Below are 21,557 nucleotides of genomic sequence, written 5' to 3' on the forward strand. Positions count from 1 at the left end.
GTGCTTTGTTCTCCATTTAGAAAACAGGCATCGATTTGTAATATTCGAACATATGTGGAACTGGAAGTGGAAGTGAGTTTACGCTCAAACCTTCTCTGCACTCCCCCACACTCCCCATTTTTGCATTCTCGTTTTTCAGGTTTTTACATTCCGATACTCATTCATGGATCGGCCGATATGTTTTTTGAACAAGACGCTGAAATAATGTGGGTCCGGGATGCCTACCTGCTCCCCAATCTCATACCCTTTCATATCCGTCTGTTTCAGCAGCATTTCAGCCTTCTTCATGCGGAGTTGAGTCAGATATTCCACAAATGTCTGCCCGGTTTCTTTTTTCATCAGCCGCCCCAGATGGCCCGAACTTACGTAAAAAGCAGCCGCGGTGCTGGAAAGCCCCACTTCCGCATTGCCCATGTTCTCTTCAAGATAAGCGATCACCCGGTCGATCAGATTACCTTCCTTGGCCTGTCGTTTGGCTTGTATGACATCCGATACCGTGCGGACATGCTGCTCCAGCATGCTTTTTAGTTCAGGCAGATGACCTGCTGTAAAAATGGCCGCAACGGCCTCTTTGTTCAATGCGTGTTCTCCCTCAAGTTGCTGCTCTATGGCGGCACGCTGGCACTCCGTAACCACATCCATGGCTGCCATCCGAAACTGTGAAACGTCCGAGAACGGCACTGACAGCATACGCTCCAGCAACAATACGGCTTCTTCCCCCGCACCAACACTGACGTAAAATTGCAGTTGTTGGAGCAGCTGAGCATCCGAGTGGTACCGCCTTTTTCCGCCTTCGATGACCAGATCCTCGAAGCAAATAACCTGATTCTTCCCCACAAACGCCTGATAATCGAGTGCACGACAAGCTTCCCGGTATCCCACACAGGCCCTTCCCCATCCTGATTGCCATTGCCCAATCCCTACGGTCACATCAACTTCACACCCTTCGAGCTTAAGTGTATGTTGAAGTTCTTCCTGAAGCTGCTGCACCTGATTGGAAAATTCCGTATCCGCACCAAGCGAGAGCACAACTATCCGGTTATGCGGGTCCATGACGATAATGGTTTGCGGATCCTGCGGATAAAATGCCTGCACCTGCTTCATGCCTACCATCCGCAGCAAAATATGTATTTCCTCGGCAGTATGTGGATGGGCTTCTGTCTGATGCTGGCTTAATTGGGGCTGACCGTGTTGTTGTTGGGGTCCTCGATGTGCTTCATGTGTTTGGAGTGTTTGGGGTGTTGGGTGATATGGTTCGGACAGATGTTGATATACCTCTGGTGCAGCTATCTTCGCTTGCGGTACAGCAACCTTCACCTCCATTACTGCGATGCGTGATCCTGGTTCGCCTGAAGAGATGGGAATACCGAAGAAACGCGCCTTCTCTTGTAGTTCATCCTCAGGTATCACATCACTTAACCATTGATTTACAAATCGCTCCCTGAGATAAGGCAGGCTCTGCTTCATCTCCTCTCGCAGCTTCATCAGCTCGTACTCACGCCCCATCTCCTGCTCGATTGCCACTCGCAGCTTCGCCGTAACCTGTAATAACTCAAAAGCACGAATGGGTTTCAAAATAAAATCGGATATGCCCAGCTTCACACTCTGACGAGCATATTCAAATTCATCATGTCCCGTCACAACCACGATTTTTAAGTTCGGGTAACGCTCCATGAGGATACCGCTCAGTTCAATGCCGTCCATCTTGGGCATGTATATGTCCGTGAACACGATGTCCGGGCGCAACAGCTCGACCTGTTCCAAAGCCTCTGCAGCATCGGAGGCCTCGCCAATGATGCTCATGCCTTGCTGCTCCCAATCGATACGCATACGCAGCAGATTTCGGATGAGGTACTCATCATCCACTATCAATACCTTTAATGGTTCCACAGTTAATTCCATGATTCATCGGCTCCCTTCGGGATCGTTATGATAATGGTTGTTCCTTTTCCAACCTCGCTCTGCAGCTTGAGTCCATCTTCTCTGTCATAAAAAATGCGAAGCCGCTCCATCGTCCCCCATAAGCCAAAGCTTGGATTGTGTTTAGCGTTATAGGTAGGATTAGAGGTATTAGAAGAGTTAGATGGGTTCGAGCGATTAGACCTGTTCATTTCTGTGCGTTGAACCTGCTGCACTTCTTCCTCGGACATGCCGACTCCGTCGTCAGTGATCGTTAGAAGTACCCCTTCCTTGGATCGACGAGCTTGAATGCGTATCGTGCCTGGACTGCTTTTAGGGCGTATGCCATGATATAGCGAATTTTCCACCAGCGGCTGGAGCACAAGCTTGGGAATCATCACTCGCTCACAATCTGGAGCAATATCGTACTGCACCTCAAATACACCGGGGTATCGTACCTGCTGGATCGTCAGATAATTGCGTACAATCTCAACCTCCTCGTGCAGTGTAATCAGTTCACGCCCTTTGCTGACACTCAGCCGATAATAACTTCCGAGCGCTTCTAACAGCTCACATACCTTATCGTTCATGCCCGACATCGCCAGGGAGGTAATGGAATCAAGTGTGTTGTATAGAAAATGCGGCTTGATCTGCGCCTGAAGTGTATTCAGCTCTGCTCGGCGAATCGTCTGCTGCTCCTGAATGATGCGTTTCAACATCTGGTCAATCTGCTCAATCATTTGGTTGTATCCTCCATATAGCTGTGCGAACTCGTAGCTGTTCAGCTCAACCGTCACTTTGCGGAAGTTGCCGCTTGGTGCTTTCTGCATGGAGCGAAGCAGCTTGTGAATCGGCTTAATGACGCTGCGCGAGATGATGAATGAACTGACAAAAAAGACAGTCCCGTTTACCGCCAGTAGGATCAGCGCAAGCATCACCATGGATTTATTGCGGGTATCGGTAGCCTGGTATGGGCTCATGCTGATGAATTTCCACTGATCATCACCAGACGAACGATAGGTAACCGCATATTCCTGACCACCCGATTGCAAGGTGATGAAGCCGAAGGATTGCTCTTGAAATGTTTGTTTTAACTTGGCCTGATTGGCCTCTAACATCTCGTGCATCCCTTCCTGTCCAGAAGCCACAGATATGGATTCGCCGGATACAGCAGGCACGACCTTCTTTCCATCGGTAGCGTTGGTTGCAATCACCCGCTGATGCTCATCCAGGATGGCCACCTGAAATGAATCCGGTGCAGACAGGTTGGCATAGGCTTGAGCAATGGATTTTCCCTTGATGTTCATGACCAGAAATCCAAGCGGAGACGTATCATCCAAATCCCGAATGAGGCGAATAAACGACACCACCTCTTGCCCATCCTTATCCCCCGTCGCCGAGACTCCGCTGTCGTTGTTGCCACCATTCAGCCTGAGCAGATATCTTCCGTTATGCTTCAGTGCCTGTTCGTACCACGGCGCTTCCTTCACATTCGCTTCCATAAACGTGGGCCATTCCTGTGTACCAACCGAGAATCGGTGCCCCGAATTATCGTAAATATATACTGAATCGATAATTGGAACCGCTTGCATAAGATTGGTCAAATACGCGCTGACCTTGGACTGTGTCTGTAAATTGGAGTACACATTGCCCTGCCGCAGCAGGTTCTGCAAGTTGGGATCGGAAAAAATCATTTTCGAATAATTGTTCACGTTCTCGATCATCAGATTAACGTTGGTTTCAATGGATGTAATTGTTTGCAATGATGCTTCATTGATCTTTCGCTGCGCGTCACTTTCCGAGATTCGATTCAACACCAACGCACTGAACGCCACCGTTAGCAGAATAATGACAAAGTAAGCAAACGGGATTTTAAAAGCGAGTGTCTTGGGCTTGCGTTGAATGAACTCTTTGAAACGGGGAGTCCAATTGTTCTTCATTGCACCAATGTTCACTTTTGTATTTGCGTTTACTTCTGCATCGGTCTCAATATCTGATTGGGCTGTTGCTGTTGCTTTCGCTTCAATCGTGGCATCTTCTTCTGCTGCTTCTGTTGCCTCTGTTGTTGTATCCTTTGCTCTGTTTTGCATTGTAACCCTCCTTTGTTTCCGAGGTGTGATGGGTTTATCGGCTGGGATCGGATGACCTGTTGTGATATCCACCACTCTCTCGGATTTTATACAATTGTATATTATAGGACTGTGTATGGAGGAGGCTCAACTCTTTTTATCGCTTGGATATAGCTTGACTGAGTGAAGTGAAATGAGGCTTTGGGGATCTGATCGTGGTGAATGCTGCGGGTAGGGGCCCCTAATTGGAGCCGCAAGAAGTACTGCTTTATAAAATGTTGGAGGTACAGATAATAAGCTGTGGTTTGTGCCGGATGGAGAGTGAAGCGGGGCAGAAGCGGAGGGTCTGGATACACAAAAGACGATGATAAACGTCTACCTTGATATGTACATACTTTTGAGCAAAATTACAATATCTACGGGCATAATTCTTACTACTTACAGAGTGTTGATCGAGTGGTTAAGGTTGGGAAAATCCAATTATCGTTTTCTCGTATGATGAATTTAAGTGGGAAAAATGTCGGGAGCATACTGCCCTAGTGCAGGACAAGCATAGCGTTCGTTATGGTAAGAAACAACGAAGCGTGATCAAAGCGAGAATTCGGTAACGCCTTTTTTGGAGGCATATTTCAGCGTGTAGCTTCCTTCTGTGCCATATGGCATCGTAGCGATTTGGATGCGGGTATAATCCAACCGACTCTCTCTCAGCACTTTTTTAACTAGCGCTATGCTCCGATCTTCATCCGTTACCACACAGAAAATGTTCATTACATATTCCTTCGGATCAGCCATACGGCTGCCCAGGTCACATCCATCCACCTCTCCCAACTCCGCCTGGGTCAGAACGGTTTCCAGATATTCCATCACCTTTTCCTTCAACCAATGATCACGTTTGCTACCCTGCGCGCTCTTCAGCGGATATTGCACCACAAGCCAGTATTTTTCATTCATTTAGCTTCACCAACCAATCTTTATATGATAGGACATTACATTATGTGTAGGGCACTTGAACGATAAAAATGCATATGTCAGCCTTACATTTCTCCAGTTCAAAATGGGCTAGATCATTGACCTTACTGCTTTTTGAAATTGTACTGCCCTTCCATTTGCAGGATGAGGAACATGGTGATGTTTAATGAGTTGGGAGCTTAACGTGTCTGCTGACTTTCTGCCAATAGCCACGATCTGAGCATCAGGATTCAGTTGCATAAGCTGTCTGGCGAATACCACACCATCCTCCAACTCTGCCAAAGTCGGCGTTCGATTCGTCATCCTGTTTTCGGCAGATTGATAAGGATGAAAGGGATAGATGTTCCAAAATATAAAGTCCGTTGGTTTCCACCTTGAACTGGATAACACTTCGCCCCATATGATGGATGCTGTCGGTTCTGCGAAACCATACAGTGCCTGACTCCGGTTAGGTTTGGCGATATTGGGCAGGCTTGTTCGGACACCCGGATCACCTGCAAAAATCATCTGGTGATTCACCAGTGAGTGATTCCCGGTAACCATTCGCTCGGACGTCAAAGGTACGCCGGAGAACCTCGCCCCTTGATATCCCACGGCTTCAGCAATAAAAATGTACCGAGCCTTGGATATTCGTGGTTCCAAATACCTGACCAAATGTTCAGAACGAATCTTCACCGCTTCGGGGCCGATATCATAGCCCGTCACATAATCTCTCCAAGGATTAATCACATTTACTGGCGAGACATATGCTTGTATCCCTGCAACAAACTCGCAGATATGTTGCTGCGTTTCGCTCATGCTTTTTTGCCTCCTTTGGGAGATTACAGAGTAAATTAGGCTTGCATCAGCTTATTTTACAAAGATTATAGCATAAACAGAAAAACCACCAACCAGACCGCTGGTTGATGGTGGATAGAAACTGTAGAAAACTATTGCGGTATAACTTCTTCCCACTGACCATTGGTGGTTTCTTTGTAGGTAAGAAGGTTTCCATCATACTTTCCCTGAATAAAGTTAGAACCCGCTTCTTTCCATTCCTTAGTAACAGATATCACAACTTTAGAATCCTGTGAATTTATTGGAACATACTTTCCTCTTGATAAATTTATCTCAAAGGCTACTGGATAAAAATCGTACCAGAATAGTTTGTCTGATTTCTCTCCCAGTATACCCGCATCACCACCTTTAGAGAAATGAGGACTGATGACTCGAAACCTGAACTCTAACCACTTTCTGGGATCTAAAGGAAATTCATAATGACTATCGGGCTCCACTATAATGTATGACTTTTCAGGAACTGGGTGTTGAACTTGAACTTTATGCTCGATTATTTCTTTGGATATTATTCGAAAAACTAAATATACCAATATGAATAGTATCGAAGTAACTACGGGTAATTTAGGCTTGTTCCTCAAAAAAACACTCAATCCAAGACCAATAATTAATGGAAACCATATCCATGGATCTCCCAATGTAATGGCTCCCATAATATATGACTTATCGCTAAGGGGATAGAATGCTGGTAAATCATGTCCCATATAGTCTAAAAATAAGTGTCCAAACAAGACAGACAAAATAGAAGATCCCCAGATTAATTTGAAACTTGTCTTTTTATAGAACAGTTTTGTCAAATATGCTATTCCTAAAGCTAAAAGGGGTGTAAACAATATAGAATGAGACCACGGAGCTACACTTCTATCCCCAAAAATATCAGGAAATATTCCACACAGTGCACCCGAACATAGACATATCATAAGATTTTTCCATGTATCCCTTGGCAAAAAGCAGTATGCAATTACCGCCCCAAGAAGAGCATGTGATAGAACATGAAAAAACAAATATAAGTACGGATCCAAAATAACTACTCCTTTACTCTGTTATAGAATCAACATTGTGCTATGTAATGTTACACACTATAAAATTAGTTTTTCATAAAATAGACCCTGAGAGTCAAGCCTCTTCCAAAGATCTGCGGGGAGTAGTCTCAGTATGGATGTTACCTAATCTAATTTCTTAATACTAAATTCGAGCACAAATCAACGTAGGCTCCACAAAATAGAATCAACAAGCTATTAAAAATCCTCATAACAATGGATGGCCCGTATGTATTTTCTATTATCATAATTTGGTCTAGTTAAAGCAGGCTATAGATACCTATATACGTTTCAGAACCTAAATGTACCTGATATACTTTCTTAAAGCTTTTCGACCTACATATACCTCGATTCCCTCCATTTATATAATTTAGGTTATTATATCATAAAATAAAAATCCACCAACCAGAACAATGGTTGGTGGATTTTGCTTACTCTAATGGAGGTGAGGGGGTATCGAACCCATGTCCGAAGATAACGGAACAAAAGCTTCTACGGGTATAGTCACTGTTGTGATGTCCCGTGTATCAGTAACCCACAAGAACAGGATTAGCCCAAGCAGGTATGGACTCAACACAATAGATCAAATCACCCTGTATGATTTCAGCAACAATTAAAGGCTCGTATGTATTATCAATGATGATAACCCGATCTGCGATAGATAGAGCCGGTTTAAGGTTCTTCAAAGACTGACCATATCGATAACGAATGTCTTCTTCTGCAATCCAATGTCCACCTTGTTCAACACGAGAGGCAACACGATCTATATGCATTTGCACATCCTCAAGGCCGATATAGTATACGACAATTTCGTAACTGTTTTCTTTTGCAATTTCCATATGTTTTAAAACAAATGATCCGGACAATGTCGTTTCAATAGCGAAGTTTACACCACTTTTAATGAGAGATCGGATTCTTTTCACAGCTTCCCTGCCAGCAGACAGGTCAGCACTGCGCGGATTCTCTGGCTTCAACTCTCTTGCAATTTGATCCGGATCAACCAGTTCACCAAGCCACTCTCTCATTTGCATACTGAGTGTACTTTTCCCTGCTCCATTGGTTCCAGCAAATACCGTCATGACTGGTCTGATTTCACTCATGATACTCAAACTCCTGGCGTTTCCCAGTAGCATCAAATATAATTTCAAATTTATTACCCGCAGCATCCTCACGAACGCGTTTGTTATTCTTTATATAATAAATAGAGGCGCCTGATTCTTTAGCTTGTTTCCGTGCATGTTGACTTGCTTTGTTTAAAATTTCTTGGAGTTGTTTTCGATTTGTAAACATCCTGAGTCCCCCAATCTAAATTTCTGTTTATTATATCATAAACTAAAAAACCACCAACCAGATTTACTGGTTGATGGTTTTTGACTCTAATGGAGGCGAGGGGAGTCGAACCCCTGTCCGAAGATAACGGCACATAAGCTTCTACGGGTGTAGTCACAGTTTTGATGTCACCCGAGTATCGCCCCGTAACCGGCTATACGTTGGGTCAGCCTGATTGTCTTCTTCAGCACACCCCAGGCGGAGATGTGACAGCGTATCCCACTACTAGTTAGCCCCTATCCCTGTCACATGGGCGATGCAGGGTAGAAGCACGCACACAGTTTCTTAGGCTGCGAAAGCGTAGTTTGTTTGTTGTTTGCCGTTTAATAGGCTTTAGCGTTGATAAAGCGGACGCGTCCCCACTACCCGCTACCCATGCTCGAACTATCCCCGTCGAATCCATAAACGCCCCCTCAATGAAGAAGGGCTCCAGGATTAATCCGTGAATACGGAGCAAAGGTGCTGCACATCTTTTTCCTCCAAGGTAAAAAGATGCTTCTTTCAAACTCGGCATTCCTGTCTGCTACATGAGTAATCATAACACAGGACACATCACCGAAATAGTACAGATTGCTGGAAGACATTCCAGCATGCTGAGCATGTGTACAAGGTTATCCAATACAACAGGCTCAATCGTCTACATATTATACCGCGTCGCCAATCGGAAGTAAAGTTTACCCAGATCGGCTCACGAAAAACTGTACCTAAGTATCTTACCCACGTTTCAGGCAAACTACGCAAAGGCTAAAATTTAGATTGAACGCCAAGCTCCATGCTCCTACCGAATTCCATTCAACACATATCAAAGGAAATCACGACACAATACACTTCAGCAACTCACACCACATCCCCTTTCCACTAAAAATAAAAAAGCCTCAATCTTGCCCATTGCAGGACAAACCTTGAGACTTCTTAACTCATACATCAATCTTCCTAACTTCATCACAAAAAATATCTTCTACACTTAAAAGTAAAGCATTTACGCCCAGCGCTCCACTTAACGCGCAACCTTCTGCTTCTCGCGCAGTACCCGTTGGATATCACGTTGTGCATCCCGCTTAGCCGCAGTCTCCCGTTTGTCGTATTGCTTCTTACCTTTACCCAGTCCAAGCAAAAGCTTTGCATAACCATTGCGGATATAGATTTTCAGCGGTACAATGCTGTACCCATCCTGTTTCGACAGCCCGAGCAGCTTGTGAATCTGCACTTTATGCATCAACAACTTGCGCGTACGTGTCGGATCGAGCGGATTATTTCGGTTCCCTTGTTCAAAAGGACTAATATGCATATTGTGAATATGAATCTCACCGTTTCGAATCGTGGCAAATGCATCACCAATATTCGCACGGCCGTTACGAAGAGATTTGATCTCCGTTCCGGTAAGCACCATGCCCGCTTCATACGTATCTTCAATGAAGTAGTCATGGGAAGCCTTTTTATTCTGTGCGAGCACTTTACTCTGTCCATCATTCTTGCCCATGTCCTCACTCCTTCTCCGTAAAATAAGCCGGTACCATGCTCTATAGCAGCGCACCCAATGTTGCACCAAGGTACCACGTGCCAGACCTTAATTGTAGCAAGTACGGCTGTTAAAATCAAGAAAGAGGCGACCTCTGCCGCCCCTCCTCATTACACCACTTCCAGACTGTGCGAAACAACACACCGGCTGAAGTGGCTATTTTCTCCAACGATTAACCTGAAGGAACGAATTGTAATCCATCTCTCCAAGTTACGTTAGCTTTATTTTTTCTTTTTCCGTACAAAAGCTGCCGTGCCGTTACCAGCTGCACTTTTGCTCTTCTTCCGCTTGCGTCGTGGTGCTCCGCCTTCCTGAGCGCCACCAGGAGTTGCATTCTCTCCAATAAATACGCCGCTTGGCGAAGTGTTTTTGCGTCCACTTCCGCCTTTGCCACCTTTACCGCCGCCCTTGCCGGACTTAAAGCTTCCTTCACCGCGACCGCTGCCGCTGTTCAGGCCACTTCCTTGTCCATCGGTTGAACTACTATCCGATCCACCCGATGTAGAGCTATATCCGCCTTTACCTGAGCCAAAACCAAAGCTCACCGCGCCTTTGCCCCGACCAGTTGATCCACCAGCATCACCAGCACGACGCTCACCTTTTGGTTTGCCGCCGCCTTTACCTGCGTAGCCACCAGATGAGCCTGCGCCCGCGCCTGCACTTGCTGCTCCACCGCGACCGCCACGTCCACCTTTGCTGCTTTCTTCCGTTGATCTGCCACCACGGCTGGCTCCAGCACCTGTCGAACTGCCTTTGCCGCCACGTGAACCGCCGAAACCACCCGGTCCACCCTTGGCACCGCCGCGACCGCCACCACTTGCTGGGCGTCCACCTTTACCGCCACGTCCGCCACCGAAGCCGCCAGGACGTTCACCGCGAGGTTTCATATCTACCATTTCAAAATCAATCGTATACTCTTCCATGCTTACACGTGCCACACGGATCTTCACTTCATCACCGATGCGGAAGACTTTCGAGGTACGTTCACCAATCAGAGCCATATGCTGATCGTCAAAATGGTAATAGTCGTCCGTGAGTGCGCTCAGGCGAATCAAGCCTTCAACCGTGTTTTCCAACTCAATGAACATACCAAAGCTGGTCACACTGCTGATCATGCCTTCGAACTCTTCGCCTACTTTGTCGAGCATGTACTCGGCTTTTTTCATTTTCTCCGTATCCCGCTCAGCTTCTACCGCCACACGTTCACGTTCAGAAGACTGCTGCGCAATATCGGACATACGTGCTGCCAAATACTCCTGACGGTTCTCCGGCAATGCACCATTATTTTCAATGACTTCGCGAATCACCCGGTGAATGACAAGATCGGGATAACGACGAATTGGAGACGTAAAGTGACTATAGAATTCTGCCGCGAGGCCAAAGTGACCCGACATTTCAGAATCATACTTTGCCTGTTTCATCGAACGGAGCATCATCGTACTAATCACGGTTTGTTCTTTCGTTTCTTTGATATCCTCAAGCAACGATTGAAGCGCACGTGGATGAATCGCATTGCCACGTCCTTTGACCTGGTGTCCAAAATTCGCCGCAAAGGCGAGGAAATTTTGCAGTTTTTCCTGATCGGGATCTTCGTGCACACGATAGATGAACGGAACCTTCAACCAATGGAAATGCTCTGCCACTGTTTCGTTCGCTGCCAACATGAATTCCTCAATGATTTGCTCGGCAATCGAACGCTCCCGTTTCACGATATCTACCGGTTTGCATTCTGCGTCCACAATGATTTTGGATTCTTCAAAATCAAAGTCAACCGCACCACGGCGCATACGCATAGCACGCAGCTTCAAGGCAATCTCTTTCATCAGATGGAAATCATCTACCAGATCCTTATAACGCTCGAGCAATTCCGGCTCTTCACCTTCAAGGATTTTACGGACGTTGGAATACGTCATCCGCTCTTTGGTTTTGATTACACTTGTGAAAATGTCATGTTTTACAACCTTCATCTGGTCGTTAAACTCCATCTCACAAGACAGTGTCAAGCGGTCTACCTGCGGATTCAAACTACAGATTCCGTTGGACAGACGTTGTGGCAGCATCGGAATAACCCGGTCTACCAGATACACACTGCATCCGCGGTTGTAAGCTTCCTGATCGAGCTTGGAATTCTCCTGTACATAATAGCCAACGTCAGCAATATGAACACCCAGACGATAGTTACCGTTAGGCAGCTTCTCTACGTTAACAGCATCATCCAGATCCTTGGCATCTTCGCCATCAATCGTGACAATGTTAAGTCCGCGCAGATCACGGCGACCCTGTTGTACAATCTCTTCATCCGTAATGGAGTCGGGTGCTTTCTCCGCCTCTTCTACCACCTCATCAGGGAAAGCTTCAGGCAGCTGATGCTTGCGAATGACGGACAAAATATCAATACCCGGCTCATCCTTATGACCGAGAATCTCGATCACTTCACCCTCGGCCGCCGCACGACCCTCCGGATAGCTGACGATCTTGGCTACGACCTTCTGTCCATCAACCGCCCCAGCAAAGTTGGTACGTGGGATGAAAATATCGCGATTAATCCGTTTATCATCCGGAATGACAAATCCGTACACCTCATGGCTTTGGAACACACCAACGACTTGTGTCACAGCACGAGTAACAATACGGACAATCTCACCCTCCAGGCGACCACCTGAAGGTCCTTGAGATGTGACTTTAACCAATACCGTGTCACCATTCATCGCACTTTTCATATCATTGGCGTGAATGTACACATCCGGGTGCTCCCGATCCTCAGGGATAAGGAAAGCAAAACCTTTGGCGTGAGCTTGTAAACGTCCACGTACCAGGTCCATGCGCTCTGGCATGCCATAGCGATTGTTACGTGTCAGCAAAACTTTACCGGATTCCTCCAGCGTATTAAGCATAATCAAAAAGGCTTTGAAATCAGCTGCATCTTCGATCCCGAAGTGCTGTTCCAACTCCTGATAAGTCATCGGTTTATAAGCGGTTTCCCGCATGAAGTCGAGCAATTGTTGTTCTGTTATCATTAATATATTCACCTCGGGAAACATAAAAGTGTAAGCAAGTCTCATCTCTTTATGTATCGGAATTCTTACCATTTTCATGCAATACAATATCACTGCTGTGAAGAGTGTAGTGGTACAACCATACTATCTCATACCCTAGTATACACGAATTCAATCCGGCCCATCCGTACCTCGCAAAAAAACCACAGTGGCCAGGCGCTCCTCTAAAATCACGCTTTCACGTATCTCTACAGACATTTTATGCGATACACGTGCTGTGCGCATCTGAAAAAGGACTACATCCGAAAATTTTCTGTACACATGACATTCATTATAGGGAGTGAGTTCGCGTAACGAATAAGCGAGGGACATACCATACATGATAGGGGTGTGTTGCATGTTAAGGAAGGAAAACCAAACAGAAGTGAGAAGAAGACCGAAAATCATGGAGTCTATAGATTAAATTGTTGGGAAAGTTTGGACGCGTAAGAATTTATTAAAAAACCCCCGTTTCTTCACGAAACGAAGGTTCATCAATTAAGCCATTAGCTTAAGCTATTCATTGAACAGCAGTTCCAATTCTTACTTGGAAGCCACCGTAACAACAATAGACAAAATCATAAATCCTGCACCCAGTACTACCGTTGCACGTTGCAGGAAGAGATCCAATCCGCGCGCTTTCGTTTTACCGAAAAGATGTTCCGCACCACCGGAGATGGCACCCGCCAAACCAGCGCTTTTCCCGTGCTGCAGCAATACTACAGTGATTAGACCGATCGAGAAAACAACGAGCAGCAATTTCAAAGCAATATCCATTCTTTCCACCTCCTACCCATGTGGGCATACATCTCACCATAAAAACAGTTACTTTAATTGTAACATAGCTATGGTTGTACTACAAGTAGTACAGTTTATACAATGCCCTAAATTTCACCATCTGCGTGATCCTTACGTTATACCATTACTTCGTTGCAATAAAAAAGACAAGCCGGTTACCCGGCTTGCCCGTAAAAGCTGGATATCCAGCTTATTTTTTAAGGTTGTAGAATCCTTTAAGACCATTGTATTGAGCCAGTTCACCCAGTTGATCCTCAATGCGGAGCAATTGGTTGTACTTCGCGATACGGTCTGTACGGGAAGGAGCACCCGTTTTGATTTGACCAGCGTTAGTTGCAACAGCGATATCAGCGATTGTGCTGTCTTCGGACTCACCGGAACGGTGGGAGATTACAGCTGTGTATCCTGCGCGTTTAGCCATTTCGATTGCATCAAATGTTTCAGTCAATGTACCGATTTGGTTAACTTTGATCAGGATGGAGTTACCGATACCTTCGTTGATACCTCTGCCCAGACGCTCAGTGTTTGTTACGAACAGGTCATCACCAACGAGTTGTACTTTGTCTCCCAATTTCTCAGTGAGCAATTTCCAACCATCCCAGTCATCTTCGGACATACCGTCTTCGATTGTGATGATTGGGTATTTCTCAACCCATGAAGCCAGAAGGTCAACATACTCAGCGGAAGTGTAAGATTTACCTTCGCCAGCAAGTGTGTACTTACCATCTTTGTAGAACTCAGTGGAAGCAACGTCCATACCCAAGAATACGTCAACGCCTGGTTTGTAACCAGCTTTTTCAATTGCTTCGATGATTGTAGTGATTGCTTCTTCGTTCGAACCAAGGTTCGGTGCGAAACCACCTTCGTCACCTACAGCTGTGTTCAAGCCTTTGGAGCTCAATACGGATTTCAAGTTATGGAAGATCTCTGCACCTACGCGAAGAGCTTCTTTGAAGCTTGGTGCTCCAACTGGAAGAACCATGAACTCTTGAACGTCGATGTTGTTGTCAGCATGCTCACCACCGTTGATGATGTTCATCATTGGTACTGGCAATGCTTTAGCGTTGAATCCGCCCAGGTAAACATACAATGGCAGGTCCAGAGCGTCAGCAGCTGCGCGAGCTACTGCCATGGATACAGCTAGGATGGCGTTAGCGCCCAGTTTACCTTTGTTTGGCGTACCATCCAAAGTGATCATCAATTTGTCGATACCCAGTTGATCCAATGCATCCATACCGATAACTTCTGGAGCGATTGTTTCGTTTACGTTTTTAACAGCTTGCAGAACGCCTTTACCGAGGTAACGGGATTTGTCACCATCGCGAAGCTCAACTGCTTCGTGGGCACCAGTGGATGCACCAGATGGAACGATTGCGCGTCCGATTGCGCCGGACTCCAGGTATACTTCAACTTCTACTGTAGGGTTACCGCGGGAGTCGAGGACTTCGCGAGCGTACACGTCAGAAATAATAGTCATTTGTGATAATCTCCTTTATAGTTGGGATTTAATTTTGGGACCAACTTGTGTTTGCCCTTATTTTACTACATCAGCAGAATCGTCTTCCAATCGCTGTTATCCCCTGATTTCTTTGAACTTATTTTCATAAGTTGAAATCATGTGAGAAAAGCGAACGCTTCGCTTCTTCAGACTATTTCTGCTGCCTTCGTTCAATGTGCAAACGCCAAACCGTCCAATTATATATGTTGTTGCGTATCTTATTTACGAGTAGCGATGACGGATGTACCTGTCATCTCAGCCGGTTTAGGCAATTGCATCAGGTCAAGGATCGTTGGCGCGATATCCGCCAGGATTCCGCCTTCACGCAAGGTTACATTGGCATCCGTAACGATGAATGGAACCGGGTTCGTAGTATGAGCTGTGAACGGACGTCCTTTCTCATCGAACACCATATCCGCGTTACCATGATCCGCCGTGATCAGTACAACGCCGCCTTTGGCAAGTACTGCATCCACAACACGGCCCATGCACTCATCTGTTACTTCAACCGCTTTGATGGTAGGCTCCAGCATGCCGGAGTGTCCAACCATATCAGGGTTAGCAAAGTTCAGAATGATGGCGTCATGTTTGTCTGCTTCGATCTCGCGAACACATGCGTCAGCTACTTCATAAGCGCTCATCTCTGGTTGCAGATCATACGTTGCAACTTTTGGTGAGTTGATCAGTACACGAGTTTCGCCCGGAAGCTCCACATCACGACCGCCGCTGAAGAAGAAGGTAACGTGCGGGTATTTCTCAGTTTCTGCAATACGCAGTTGTTTTTTATTGTTCTGTACCAGAACTTCACCCAGGGTGTTGTCGAGGTTCTTCGGCGAATAAGCCACATAACCTTCAACCGTCTCGCTGAACAAAGTCAAGCATACAAAGTGCAAGCCCACAGGGAACTTCGGACCACGCTCGAAACCGCGGAAATCCTGGTTTGTGAATACTTGCGACAACTGGATCGCACGGTCAGGACGGAAGTTGAGGAAGATAACGGAATCGCCGCTCTCAACCAAACCTACCGGCTCACCATCCGCTTTGACGATAACCGTTGGTTCAACGAATTCATCAAATACGGATTTCTCATACGATTCTTCAACCGCTTTGAGTGGGTCAGTGTATTTTGGTCCATCTCCATAAACGATGGCACGGTATGATTTCTCAACCCGTTCCCAACGTTTGTCACGGTCCATCGCGTAATAGCGACCTTGAACCGTAGCGATTTTACCTACACCGACTTCTTCAATCTTGGCGATCAGTTTCTGCATGAAGTCTTTACCACTGTCTGGCATAACATCACGGCCATCCATGAAAGCATGAATATATACATCATTCATTCCTTCTTTTTTGGCCAGATCCAGCATAGCAAACAGGTGGTCGATGTGACTATGTACGCCGCCATCAGACAACAAGCCGTAGAGATGAAGTTTTTTGCCGCTTTGTTTCGCTTCGCGAACGGCTTTGACAAGTGTTTCATTGTCGTAGAACTCGCCGTCACGAATGGATTTGGAGATACGGGTCAAATCCTGGTATACGATCCGGCCGGCACCAATGTTCAGGTGACCTACCTCGGAATTTCCCATTTGCCCTTCTGGCAAACCTACAGCTTCACCGCAAGCAGTGAGTGTTGTATGTGGGAATTGGCTCATGAAACGGTCGTAGTTCGGTTTCTTGGCTTGCGCTACCGCATTACCTTCCACCGTGTTACGCAGACCAAAGCCATCCATGATGATCAGTGCTACAGGTTTTGGAGCTGTCATCTTACTTCGCCCCCTCAACAAGCGCGATGAACGAAGCCGGCTGCAAGCTGGCACCGCCAACAAGTGCGCCGTCGATGTCGCTTTGTCCGAGGTATTCTGTTACGTTCTCTGGTTTAACACTGCCGCCGTATTGAATACGAACTGCATTCGCAACCGTCTCGTTGTACAGATCCTTCACCAGCGTACGGATGTAAGCAATAACTTCATTCGCATCTTGGGAAGTGGAGGATTTGCCTGTACCAATCGCCCAGATTGGCTCATAAGCGATAACAACTTGTGCCGCTTGCTCTGCAGACAGACCTGCAAAAGCAGCTACTGTTTGCACTTTGCATACGTCTTTTGTTTGGTTCGCTTCACGCTCTTCAAGCGTCTCACCAAGGCAGAAGATTGGAGTCAATCCGTGACGGAATGCTGCATGCAACTTTTTATTGACAGTCTCATCGGTTTCCGCAAAATATTGACGGCGCTCCGAGTGACCAATAATGACATAATCCACACCCAGGTCTTTCAGCATCACGCCGCTGATTTCACCTGTGAATGCACCGTTATCTTCAAAATGAAGATTTTGTGCACCAATTTTGATGTTTGTGCCTTTAACAGCTTCTACCAGGGATGGCAGATTTGTAAACGGTGCGCAGATTACAGTCTCCACGCCTTCAACTTCCGCTTTTCCTTTAACTTCCTGAATGAAGTCATTGGATTCGGAAACCGTTTTGAACATTTTCCAGTTACCTGCGATAATCGGTGTTCTCATGGGTTTCAACTCCTTCATGCTATAGACTACTAAAACTTACTTGTCGTTCAATGCCACTACGCCTGGAAGTACTTTACCTTCCATGAACTCGAGCGATGCACCGCCACCTGTAGAGATGTGGTTCATTTTGTCAGCCAATTTGAACTTCTCAGCTGCTGCTGCGGAGTCACCGCCACCAATTACAGTGTAAGCTTCTGTCTCAGCGCAAGCTTCCGCTACTGCACGAGTACCGTGGGAGAATGGCTCGATTTCAAATACGCCCATTGGTCCGTTCCACACAACCAATTTGGAGTTTTTGATTACGTCAGCATAGATCTCACGTGTTTTAGGACCGATGTCGATGCCTTCCCAATCTGCTGGGATGCCGTCGATGTCAACGATTTGTGTGTTTGCTTTCGCACTGAAATCGTCAGACACTACGATATCTACCGGCAGGTAGAAGTTTTTGCCCAGTTTTTTCGCTTTTTCGATGAAACCGAGAGCAACATCAAGTTTGGAATCATCCAGCAAGGATTGTCCAATTTCATGTCCTTGTGCTTTGAAGAACGTGTAAGTCAGACCGCCACCAATGATTACGTTGTCTGCAATGTTCAGCAGGTTGTCGATTACATCGATTTTGTCCTTAACTTTGGATCCACCAATGATAGCTGTGAAAGGACGCTCAGGGTTGGAGATTGCTTTACCCAACACTTCAAGTTCTTTCTCCATCAACAAACCGGACACTGCTGGAAGCAAGTGAGCGATTCCTTCAGTCGAAGCATGTGCTCTGTGAGCCGCGCCAAACGCATCATTAACGAAAACGTCAGCCAGTTCAGCAAATTGTTTTGCCAGTTCCGGATCGTTTTTCTCTTCGCCTGCGTGGAAACGAACGTTTTCAAGCAACAATACGTCACCGTTGTTCAGTTCAGCGATTTGAGCTTTAACAGCGTCACCAACAGAATCGTCAGCTTTAACAACTGTTTTACCAAGCAATTCAGACAAACGCTCAGCTGCTGGAGTCAAACGCAAGGATTCAACCACTTCGCCGTTAGGACGACCCATGTGGCTTGCCAAAATGACTTTAGCGCCTTTTTCAATCAAGAAGTTGATTGTAGGAAGCGTTGCACGAATACGTTTGTCATCTGTAATTTTACCATCTTCGAGCGGCACATTGAAATCTACACGGACAAAAGCCCGTTTTCCTGTCAATTCGATATCGCGTACACTTTTTTTGTTCATCTGTATTTCCTCCGCACCCATGTATTTGGTGGACCAATCAAGAGCTAAAATCCCTCGTCAATCCTGGTGTTTTTGAGAAATTTGCAAAATGTAGATATATAAAGAGCGGAAACAATATAGCATCTGTTTCCGCTCTATGTTATTACAGATATTACTTAATCATTTTTGCAAAGTGCTCCAAAGTGCGAACCAATTGTGCAGTGTAGGACATTTCATTGTCATACCAAGCTACAGTTTTAACCAATTGTTGGTCGCCAACAGTCAGAACTTTAGTTTGAGTTGCATCAAACAGGGAACCGAAAGTGATTCCTTGGATATCGGAAGATACGATTTCGTCTTCTGTGTATCCGAAAGTTTCTGGATCGGAAGCTTCTTGCATAGCTGCGTTAACTTCTTCAGCAGTTACTTTTTTGTTCAGAACAGTTACGAGCTCAGTCAGGGAACCAGTAGCTACTGGTACACGTTGAGCTGCACCATCAAGGATGCCTTGCAGTTCTGGGATTACCAGACCGATTGCTTTAGCAGCACCAGTTGTGTTAGGGATGATGTTTTCAGCTGCTGCGCGAGCACGACGGAAGTCACCTTTAGGGTGTGGAGCATCCAACGTGTTTTGGTCGCCAGTGTAAGCGTGAATTGTAGTCATCAAACCTTGAACGATTCCGAATTTGTCTTGCAGTGTTTTTGCCATAGGTGCCAGGCAGTTTGTTGTGCAAGATGCGCCGGAGATTACAGTTTCAGTACCGTCGAGGATTTCATGGTTTACGTTGTAAACGATGGTTTTCATGTCGCCAGTAGCTGGTGCGGAGATAACAACTTTCTTAGCTCCACCTTTCAAGTGTTTCTCAGCTGCTTCTTTAGTTGTGAAGAAACCGGTACATTCCAGAACGATATCTACGCCCAGGTCGCCCCAAGGAAGTTCTTCCGGGTTACGGTTAGCCAATACTTTAACTTCTTTGCCGTTCACTTTGAAGAAGCCATCGTGTACTTCAACATCGCCATCGAAGCGACCTTGAGTTGTATCATATTTGAGCAAATGAGCGAGCATTTTAGCGTCAGTCAAGTCGTTGATTGCTACTACCTCGATGCCTGCTACATTTTGAATACGGCGGAATGCCAAGCGTCCAATACGTCCAAAACCGTTAATACCTACTTTAATCATGAGTAAGTTCCTCCCAAGTTTTGATTAATTTTTTTATGAAACTTATATATTCAAGACAGACGGTGAAGTCCGTCAAGACAACAATAGTTGTGATGCAAAGTAAAACCTTATTCCATTTCAGCAACGATGACTTCGGCAGCAGCCTCATCAATAATCAGAATATCTTCCTGACCAAATCGTAACACGGAATGTATAGCAGCAGCTTTGCTTTTGCCACCTGCAATTCCAATCACAACATCGGTTCGTTCAATATCCTGAAGTCGCATACCCAGTGTAAGCATGGTATGTACCACCTTACCCTGATCATTAAAGTAATAACCGAAAGATTCAGATACGGCCCCTTGCTCCTGAAGTTCATCTATAATCTCCGTCGCAAGTTTGCGTCTTTTGGCCATCTCTACGGCATCACCAATTCCATGAATAACAATCCGTGATTGCCTGATCAGCTGCAGAATCTCCTGAACACTAGGGTCCTGGATTAATGATTCATAGGCATGATCACTGAGCAAATCCGGTACATGCAGGAGTTTGTATTGCGCCCCTACCCGTTTTGCCATTGTGGATGCGATCGTATTAGCCTGAATTTCAAGGCTTTCTCCAAGTCCACCGCGTGCCGGTACGAACCAGACACCTTTGAGCGATGTTGGCGGATTTAGTTGTTCTGCGACTTCGGCCGTTGTTGAACCACCAGTAACGGCGACAACGTCGTTGTCACTCATGATATTGCCGAGAGCCTTCGCTCCGGCTCTGCCCAGTTCCCTTTTGGCAAATGGAGAAACGTCCGAATCGCCAGGAACCACAACTACCTTTTGCAGACCGTAGGCTTGCTTGATGCGCTCTTCCAGCTCGGATAATCCGAACAGCTCTTTGGCTACGGGCTCTAACTGCTGCAGCAAATCATACCCTGCCTCGCTGATCTTCATTCCTGCACTGTCAATTTCAATAAGTCCCTGAGCCTTTAACAGATCGGTCTCAGCCCTCAGAACCCGCTCGGTCATCTGCATGGAATTAGCTAACGTTCTCCGTCCGATCACATCCGATAACATGATCTGTTGCAGAATCGTATACCTCTTTTTCAAGATATCCATGAGATCAGGCAGAAGCTGCTTTTGTACTTCTAAAATCGTTCGCATGCTTTCCACTCCCGCAAGTTCTCGTTCTAAGCTCTCTTTCGTGGCCCTAAAACGTCCCGGGTTAACTTTTTAAGTCCCACGTCTATTCTACCTAAAACTGACGTGACATGCAAGTGTTTCAACGTGTTATTTCGACACGCATGCAGCGTTTGTACGCGCCTATTTTCACAATCTTAGACTTCCATGATCTAGGACTAGCTCACGCATACCATATATAGAAGAAACAAATGAATTCAATCTACATATCGCTCAGAATCACATTTCATACGGCATGTCCAAAACCTCTAATAGCATTTACTTAAATGCACTCTTTATCCACTCTTCTTCATCATGATCATTTTTAGGTTAATCCAAACCAATACCACAACGAACTGCTTGCAATTAAATATTTCATGAGCTATAATCATTATTGCTGTCACATAATGTGCGCCCGTGGTCCAATGGATATGACGTAGGCCTCCGAAGCCTGAGATCCAAGTTCGATTCTTGGCGGGCGCGCCATTTTTATTTAACAGCTCATAACCCATTTAACCAATGAAA

The 21,557-nt window shown here is 45.9% G+C and carries 17 protein-coding genes, 1 tRNA gene and 1 other RNA gene; 2 read left to right on the top strand and 17 right to left on the bottom strand.

The genetic code is table 11. The features are described from left to right. Positions 1-135: 135 nt before the first annotated feature. From C161_RS29260 to smpB, 9 genes are all read right to left on the bottom strand, one after another. Complete coding sequence (locus C161_RS29260; RefSeq protein WP_036674724.1) at positions 136-1,902, bottom strand: response regulator; 1,767 nt, start codon at positions 1,900-1,902, stop codon at positions 136-138. Continuing rightward, complete coding sequence (locus tag C161_RS29265; RefSeq protein ID WP_235193980.1) at positions 1,893-3,989, bottom strand: cache domain-containing sensor histidine kinase; 2,097 nt, start codon at positions 3,987-3,989, stop codon at positions 1,893-1,895. The genes C161_RS29260 and C161_RS29265 overlap by 10 nt, the downstream gene beginning before the upstream one ends. A 567-nt stretch (positions 3,990-4,556) precedes the next feature. Further along, positions 4,557-4,919, bottom strand: coding sequence for a hypothetical protein (locus tag C161_RS29270; RefSeq protein WP_036616245.1), 363 nt, complete (start codon positions 4,917-4,919; stop codon positions 4,557-4,559). Between the two features lie 108 nt (positions 4,920-5,027). Beyond that, positions 5,028-5,735: a uracil-DNA glycosylase gene (locus tag C161_RS29275; protein WP_036674727.1), complete on the bottom strand. Its 708-nt coding sequence runs from the start codon at positions 5,733-5,735 to the stop codon at positions 5,028-5,030. 131 nt (positions 5,736-5,866) lie between these two features. After that, complete coding sequence (locus tag C161_RS29280) at positions 5,867-6,793, bottom strand: metal-dependent hydrolase (RefSeq protein ID WP_036674729.1); 927 nt, start codon at positions 6,791-6,793, stop codon at positions 5,867-5,869. A gap of 545 nt (positions 6,794-7,338) precedes the next feature. Beyond that, complete coding sequence (locus C161_RS29285; protein WP_036674731.1) at positions 7,339-7,911, bottom strand: zeta toxin family protein; 573 nt, start codon at positions 7,909-7,911, stop codon at positions 7,339-7,341. Then, complete coding sequence (locus C161_RS29290; protein ID WP_036674733.1) at positions 7,904-8,101, bottom strand: hypothetical protein; 198 nt, start codon at positions 8,099-8,101, stop codon at positions 7,904-7,906. The genes C161_RS29285 and C161_RS29290 overlap by 8 nt, the downstream gene beginning before the upstream one ends. Positions 8,102-8,188: 87 nt before the next feature. Continuing rightward, positions 8,189-8,553, bottom strand: a transfer-messenger RNA (tmRNA) gene (gene ssrA / locus C161_RS32220). Between the two features lie 584 nt (positions 8,554-9,137). Beyond that, positions 9,138-9,620, bottom strand: a complete 483-nt coding sequence (gene smpB / locus C161_RS29295) for an SsrA-binding protein SmpB (RefSeq protein ID WP_036674736.1) — start codon at positions 9,618-9,620, stop codon at positions 9,138-9,140. A 57-nt stretch (positions 9,621-9,677) separates the two neighbouring features. Here smpB and C161_RS33250 point away from each other — a divergent pair, with 57 nt between their 5' ends. Further along, positions 9,678-9,878 carry a hypothetical protein gene (locus C161_RS33250; protein ID WP_156946189.1) on the top strand — a complete coding sequence of 67 codons (201 nt, stop codon included), beginning with the start codon at positions 9,678-9,680 and terminating at the stop codon, positions 9,876-9,878. A gap of 2 nt (positions 9,879-9,880) precedes the next feature. On the opposite strand, the gene rnr is transcribed toward C161_RS33250, so the two are convergent. From rnr to C161_RS29335, 8 genes are all read right to left on the bottom strand, one after another. Then, on the bottom strand, positions 9,881-12,676 hold the full coding sequence (gene rnr / locus C161_RS29300; RefSeq protein ID WP_036674738.1) for a ribonuclease R: 2,796 nt from the start codon (positions 12,674-12,676) through the stop codon (positions 9,881-9,883). Between the two features lie 561 nt (positions 12,677-13,237). Then, entirely contained in the window at positions 13,238-13,471 is a 234-nt protein-coding gene (gene secG, locus C161_RS29305; protein WP_017691238.1) for a preprotein translocase subunit SecG, read from the bottom strand. Positions 13,472-13,682: 211 nt separating this feature from the next. Then, on the bottom strand, positions 13,683-14,969 hold the full coding sequence (eno, locus tag C161_RS29310; protein WP_036616228.1) for a phosphopyruvate hydratase: 1,287 nt from the start codon (positions 14,967-14,969) through the stop codon (positions 13,683-13,685). 239 nt (positions 14,970-15,208) lie between these two features. Continuing rightward, complete coding sequence (gpmI, locus tag C161_RS29315; protein ID WP_036674740.1) at positions 15,209-16,753, bottom strand: 2,3-bisphosphoglycerate-independent phosphoglycerate mutase; 1,545 nt, start codon at positions 16,751-16,753, stop codon at positions 15,209-15,211. 1 nt (position 16,754) lies between these two features. Next, a complete protein-coding gene (gene tpiA / locus C161_RS29320; protein WP_036616221.1) occupies positions 16,755-17,507 on the bottom strand; it encodes a triose-phosphate isomerase in 753 nt (250 codons plus the stop codon). Between the two features lie 36 nt (positions 17,508-17,543). Beyond that, the gene (locus tag C161_RS29325; RefSeq protein WP_036674741.1) at positions 17,544-18,725 is read right to left on the bottom strand and encodes a phosphoglycerate kinase; all 1,182 of its coding nucleotides are present in this window, start codon (positions 18,723-18,725) and stop codon (positions 17,544-17,546) included. A 151-nt stretch (positions 18,726-18,876) separates the two neighbouring features. Beyond that, entirely contained in the window at positions 18,877-19,884 is a 1,008-nt protein-coding gene (gene gap, locus C161_RS29330) for a type I glyceraldehyde-3-phosphate dehydrogenase (RefSeq protein ID WP_017691243.1), read from the bottom strand. Positions 19,885-19,991: 107 nt separating this feature from the next. Beyond that, positions 19,992-21,017: a sugar-binding transcriptional regulator gene (locus tag C161_RS29335; RefSeq protein ID WP_036616216.1), complete on the bottom strand. Its 1,026-nt coding sequence runs from the start codon at positions 21,015-21,017 to the stop codon at positions 19,992-19,994. A gap of 426 nt (positions 21,018-21,443) precedes the next feature. On the opposite strand from C161_RS29335, the gene C161_RS29340 reads away from it, so the two are divergent. Then, positions 21,444-21,518: transfer RNA gene (locus C161_RS29340), tRNA-Arg, on the top strand. The last annotated feature ends 39 nt before the right edge of the window (positions 21,519-21,557 follow it).

It is taken from the genome of Paenibacillus sp. FSL R5-192 (genome assembly GCF_000517845.1).
GTDB lineage: Bacteria > Bacillota > Bacilli > Paenibacillales > Paenibacillaceae > Paenibacillus > Paenibacillus amylolyticus.

Coding starts and splice junctions, on each gene's coding strand:
- C161_RS29260 (WP_036674724.1), bottom strand. CDS start 1,902: ATGGAATTAACTGTGGAACCATTAAAGGTATTGATAGTGGATGATGAG.
- C161_RS29265 (WP_235193980.1), bottom strand. CDS start 3,989: ATGCAAAACAGAGCAAAGGATACAACAACAGAGGCAACAGAAGCAGCA.
- C161_RS29270 (WP_036616245.1), bottom strand. CDS start 4,919: ATGAATGAAAAATACTGGCTTGTGGTGCAATATCCGCTGAAGAGCGCG.
- C161_RS29275 (WP_036674727.1), bottom strand. CDS start 5,735: ATGAGCGAAACGCAGCAACATATCTGCGAGTTTGTTGCAGGGATACAA.
- C161_RS29285 (WP_036674731.1), bottom strand. CDS start 7,911: ATGAGTGAAATCAGACCAGTCATGACGGTATTTGCTGGAACCAATGGA.
- C161_RS29290 (WP_036674733.1), bottom strand. CDS start 8,101: ATGTTTACAAATCGAAAACAACTCCAAGAAATTTTAAACAAAGCAAGT.
- smpB (WP_036674736.1), bottom strand. CDS start 9,620: ATGGGCAAGAATGATGGACAGAGTAAAGTGCTCGCACAGAATAAAAAG.
- C161_RS33250 (WP_156946189.1), top strand. CDS start 9,678: ATGTTGCACCAAGGTACCACGTGCCAGACCTTAATTGTAGCAAGTACG.
- rnr (WP_036674738.1), bottom strand. CDS start 12,676: ATGATAACAGAACAACAATTGCTCGACTTCATGCGGGAAACCGCTTAT.
- secG (WP_017691238.1), bottom strand. CDS start 13,471: ATGGATATTGCTTTGAAATTGCTGCTCGTTGTTTTCTCGATCGGTCTA.
- eno (WP_036616228.1), bottom strand. CDS start 14,969: ATGACTATTATTTCTGACGTGTACGCTCGCGAAGTCCTCGACTCCCGC.
- gpmI (WP_036674740.1), bottom strand. CDS start 16,753: ATGACAGCTCCAAAACCTGTAGCACTGATCATCATGGATGGCTTTGGT.
- tpiA (WP_036616221.1), bottom strand. CDS start 17,507: ATGAGAACACCGATTATCGCAGGTAACTGGAAAATGTTCAAAACGGTT.
- C161_RS29325 (WP_036674741.1), bottom strand. CDS start 18,725: ATGAACAAAAAAAGTGTACGCGATATCGAATTGACAGGAAAACGGGCT.
- gap (WP_017691243.1), bottom strand. CDS start 19,884: ATGATTAAAGTAGGTATTAACGGTTTTGGACGTATTGGACGCTTGGCA.
- C161_RS29335 (WP_036616216.1), bottom strand. CDS start 21,017: ATGCGAACGATTTTAGAAGTACAAAAGCAGCTTCTGCCTGATCTCATG.